The sequence below is a fragment of the Candidatus Margulisiibacteriota bacterium genome (genome assembly GCA_028706105.1).
GTDB lineage: Bacteria > Margulisbacteria > Riflemargulisbacteria > GWF2-35-9 > DYQY01 > DYQY01.
In genome coordinates, this window is the sequence record JAQWCF010000110.1 from 1 (window position 1) to 4,664 (window position 4,664).

Annotated in this window: 4 protein-coding genes; all 4 read right to left on the reverse strand. The window is 34.5% G+C overall.

The window, feature by feature from the left end; genetic code table 11:
• A partial coding sequence (gene cysS, locus PHF25_08770; protein MDD4528102.1) for a cysteine--tRNA ligase occupies window positions 1-1,168 on the reverse strand: 1,168 nt, incomplete at its 3' end.
• Window positions 1,169-1,264: 96 nt separating this feature from the next.
• Window positions 1,265-1,729, reverse strand: coding sequence for a 2-C-methyl-D-erythritol 2,4-cyclodiphosphate synthase (gene ispF / locus PHF25_08775; protein MDD4528103.1), 465 nt, complete (start codon window positions 1,727-1,729; stop codon window positions 1,265-1,267).
• Window positions 1,730-1,989: 260 nt separating this feature from the next.
• On the reverse strand, window positions 1,990-3,648 hold the full coding sequence (locus PHF25_08780; protein ID MDD4528104.1) for a FliG C-terminal domain-containing protein: 1,659 nt from the start codon (window positions 3,646-3,648) through the stop codon (window positions 1,990-1,992).
• Between the two features lie 30 nt (window positions 3,649-3,678).
• The coding region (locus PHF25_08785; GenBank protein MDD4528105.1) for a hypothetical protein at window positions 3,679-4,664 on the reverse strand (986 nt) is incomplete at its 5' end.

Sequence of the window (4,664 nt, forward strand, 5' to 3'; positions counted from 1 at the left end):
TATATTTTTCTAAACCTAAAACAGTTAAAAATTCCACAAATAAGTTATATATCTCTTGAGAATGTGATTTATTTAATTCTTTTAATAAATTAAAAATAACTGCTAATGCCCTGGCAGTGTTAAAGTCGTCTTCTAGGGAGGCAACAAACTCCTCTTTATATTCTGACAAATCAACCTTTGTTTCTTGCAAGTCTTGTAGCATCAAAACACTTCTAATTCTATCGCCAGCAGTTTTTGCTTGTTCCAACTCTTGGTCAGAATAGTTAATTGGCATACGATATTGTGTCATTAAGAAAAATAACCTTAAATCCATTGCTGAATATTTTTTAAGTACCTCTCTAACAGTGAAAAAATTATTTAAGGATTTACTCATCTTCTCGTTATCAATCCGCACAAAACCATTATGCATCCAATAATTAGCCATTTTTTTACCAGTTAAAGCCTCGGTTTGGGCTATTTCGTTTTGATGATGAGGAAAAACCAAGTCTTGTCCGCCGCCATGAATATCAAAGGTATCTCCTAAGTATTCTCTGCTCATTACACTACACTCAATATGCCAACCAGGTCGGCCTTCAGACCAAGGACTTTCCCAAGTTAAATTACTTTTATCGTCACCCTTCCAAAGCACAAAATCAGAGGGGTTACGTTTGCTAGCATTTACCTCTACTCTGGCTCCAGCCTGCATGTCTTCTAGATTTCGGCAAGAGAAATCACCATAATCTTTAAATTTACTTATGTCAAAATAAACGTCACCTTGCGATTCATAAGCAATTCCTTTTTTTTCTAACTCTTCTACAAACTTAATAATTTGAGGAATATGCTCTGTTACTTTTGGGTAGTTATCTGCTCTCTTAATATTGAGCATATCCATATCTGTAAAATACTCAGAAATCATTTTTTTGGATAATTCTAAGGCATCTATCCCCTGTTCTTTGGCACGGTTTAATATTTTGTCATCTACATCTGTAAAGTTTTGGATATAAGTAACTTTATACCCTAAATATTCAAAAGCTCTCCGCACAACATCAAAAACAACATAAGCTCTTGCATGACCAATATGACAAAGGTCATAAACAGTAACTCCGCAAACGTAAATCTTAACTTTTTTTTTCTTTATTGGAATAAATTCGTCTTTTTTTCTTGTAAGTGTATTGTATATTTTCAACATGATTTAATTATAAAGCTAAAAGCTCAAAGCTCAAAGCTCAAAGCTGAATGCTTAAGGCAAATACAAGATGCAAAAGACTAAATAAATCACTAAAGCCTACTTTGTTATTAAACAAACTGCTAAAACAGCAATTCCTTCTTTTCTCCCGATAAATCCCAGCTTCTCCGTAGTGGTGGCTTTTATATTAATTTGGTCTATGGATACACCAATTATATCAGCAAGGTTTGTTTTCATTTGTGGAATATGCGGAGCCATCTTAGGTTCTTGGGCAAGAATAGTAACATCTATATTATTTATACTATAAGGAGCAATAATACTTACTACTTTTTGCAATAAAATTAAACTAGAAATACCACTATAGGCACCATCTGTGTCAGGGAAATGCACACCAATATCTCCCTTTCCAGCAGCTCCTAACAGAGCATCCATAATGGCATGAGTTACAACATCTGCGTCACTATGTCCATTAAGACCTAACGGATAAGAAAGCTTAACTCCACCAAGAATTAAATCCCTTCCTTCTTTAAATTCATGAACATCAAACCCATTTCCAACTCGAATCAAATTGTTCTCCAATCAGCTTGTTATTGATTAATCGTAAACCGTTAATCGTTAACAGTAAATAGTTAAAATAAACCATAACTATAAAATTGGTAATGGATTTTAAGATATTCACGCATTGTCATCCTCGGACTTGTTCCGGGGATCCAGTATTCTTAAGGAATGGATTCCCTCCTACGAGGGAATGACAATTAAAACAGCTGGAATAACAAAACACATAAACCAGCGACGAAGTCGCCTAAACAAATAAACAGCATTCTTTAATTATCGTCTTCGAAAAGTTTGTCTATTTCTAACTGTGAAGTTGTACCCTCTTGATCACCAAAACCAGTAAGATTTAGCTTGATAATCCCTTTTCTGTTAAGTGCTTTTGCTTGTGCAATAAGAGTATCTGTCGCGTCCTGAACTTCAACCTCAGTATAATTATCCTTACGAAGGTCTATAACTTCGTTAATCATTGCTCGCAAACCTTCCGCCAAGTCAGAGAAGATGTCGTTTCGTTCATCCTCTGGCATATTGATAAAACACAAAGCAAGAATGCTGGGGTCTACTTCCATCAGTAATTTGGTCAAAGAATCTTTTGGCAATAAAGTAAGGTCTTCAAACAGAATAATCATATCTCGAATTTCTGTTAATACGTCTGGATGCTTCTCGCTAAGTTGTTTAGCTAATTCACTTTTCTTTTGGTTAGAGAATTTATCTAAAATAGGCATAACTGAACGTTTACCGCCCACCAATACTAGGTTTGCGAGTTTTTCGTTAAACTGCTTTTCTAGTTCCTGAATTTGCTCAATGGGATAATCTATTTCGTAAGCTAAATAAGGAATGATTTCTGATTGCTCTTCAATACTGTATTTCATAAAAATTATCCTTGATAAATGACTAGGTAAAAACGAAACAATTATCGCAACATTTTGCCAATATTCATCCATTTCCGCTGTTTTTCCTTTCGGCTTCTCTTGTTGCAAAATAAAGGCTAATTTAAAAATATTAGACTCATCCACAAAGGTAAAAAGCTCACTTTTGGTATGCCCGCTGATTTCCTCATCATCAGTTGCTTGTTTATGAGAAACATCTAAAGAAAAATCGCTCCCCATTCCACCAACACCGCCTTGCGCTCCTGCCGCTGCTCCACCTGCGGCTGCCGTAGAACTTGCTGTTTCACCATCACCAGATTTTCCAGCTCCCACAACAGCTGTTTCTTTTTTGGGCCTAGTAAACACTACAATTAATAAAACAACAACAATCATTATTACCAAAAACCCAATGATTATTACTATTAAATTGTTAATATCCATCTGTGACTTCATGCTGGCATTAAGACTTGAATTGGAAGAAACAGCCGCACTTATTACTGCACCTATTTCTGGCAACCTGATACTTATATTAATGGTATTAATTATTTCCTTGATCCCGTTGATGGTTTCTTGGGTAAACAAATCCGACGGCTTGTTAATTTTATCTATGGCTCGATTAGTTACAATTGTACTTTGCGGATATTTATTAAACTCCATGACATCTTTAATCATTTCTTCCACAGTGTTCTGGTCTCTGACGTCAGGTGCTATCCAAATGCTTATGTCATATCCAGTAAGATAATAGACAGTGCCAACTCTTGGAGGTTCGATTATTTGATTGGGAACACCAGGAAGCAATAGATTTGTAGGCTGAGAAAGAACTTCTTCTTTTTTGATCACATTAACTTTAATATCCACCATAACTCGTTCAACACCATATACACGATCTAACAGATGTTGAGTTTCTCTATTCTTGTTTTGCTGATAAGCGATTACAGAGGCAGAGTCATTGAAAGAAAGGTGAACAGCTTCTTCTGCAGCCATAGAAAAAGAAAATAATATACTACAAGTAATTATAATTTTTATGATTTTTTTCATCACAGTATCTCGAATTATATTCATAACGATATTCCTATTATATCTGTGATAAGGCTAATCTAACAGCCATTTTATTGTTATAGACTTATCTCCATTGTTAAGGATATCTCCACTACGATTACTTTCTACTGTATATCCCAATTGAAGAACATTAAACAGCCGATAATATATATCAAACCCATAGGTAAAAAGCGCTTTATTACTATAAGAGACGCCTACAAAAGGAATGAAGGCAGAAGAAGCGCCTGCTTGCAAAGGGACGCCATACTTTAGCCCCAAATAAGAGAGATTGTTTTGAAGGTCGAGATCATAATAAGCAGAAACCCATACATTAGAAATCATGTCATAGTTTGCATGTACTAAATGATTTTGGATTCCTTGGTACTTATACCCAACAGACATAATACTCTGACCTTTATCGGCAATAGTTTTCTTTGTCTTTGGTGCAATAAAGTAATAGGAAAAATCCTGATAGGACAATCTTTCATCCCCCTTAAACACATCACTGAAAAAACTATCTATGTTCTTAGCATAAACAATTTCACCTGTTTTAGTATTAGTGACATTTAACTGAATTTTTAAGTGACCTTTTCTGTTTATATTTACAGAATAATCAGACTCTCTGACCGCACTATTAACAAAATTAGCCAAAACACCCAAAGTATTATTGTAAAAACTAACTAACCAGGGTGATTCATGATAAGAATAATGCAACTGAGCCTCTAGAATACGGTAAGAAACCATATATTCAGCAGGTTTTAAATGAGTCGGCACTAAGTACACGCTATTTCTATCTTTTTCAAAAAAATCCATTACTTCTTTATTGAGTAAATCTTTAACATTAATATCGGTGATGCTAATTTTATTTATTAATTGAGCTAGCTTTGTTTCTTCATAATATACCGAATAACTCTTATTAGTTCTTTCTTGAAGCATTTTGTCTACGTATTTAAAATTCCTTTCCAACAAAATAAAATTAGAGCTAACTAATTGGTCAGCCATGTTACTATCAAGGAACGTTGCCCAAGAATCATTTTCTG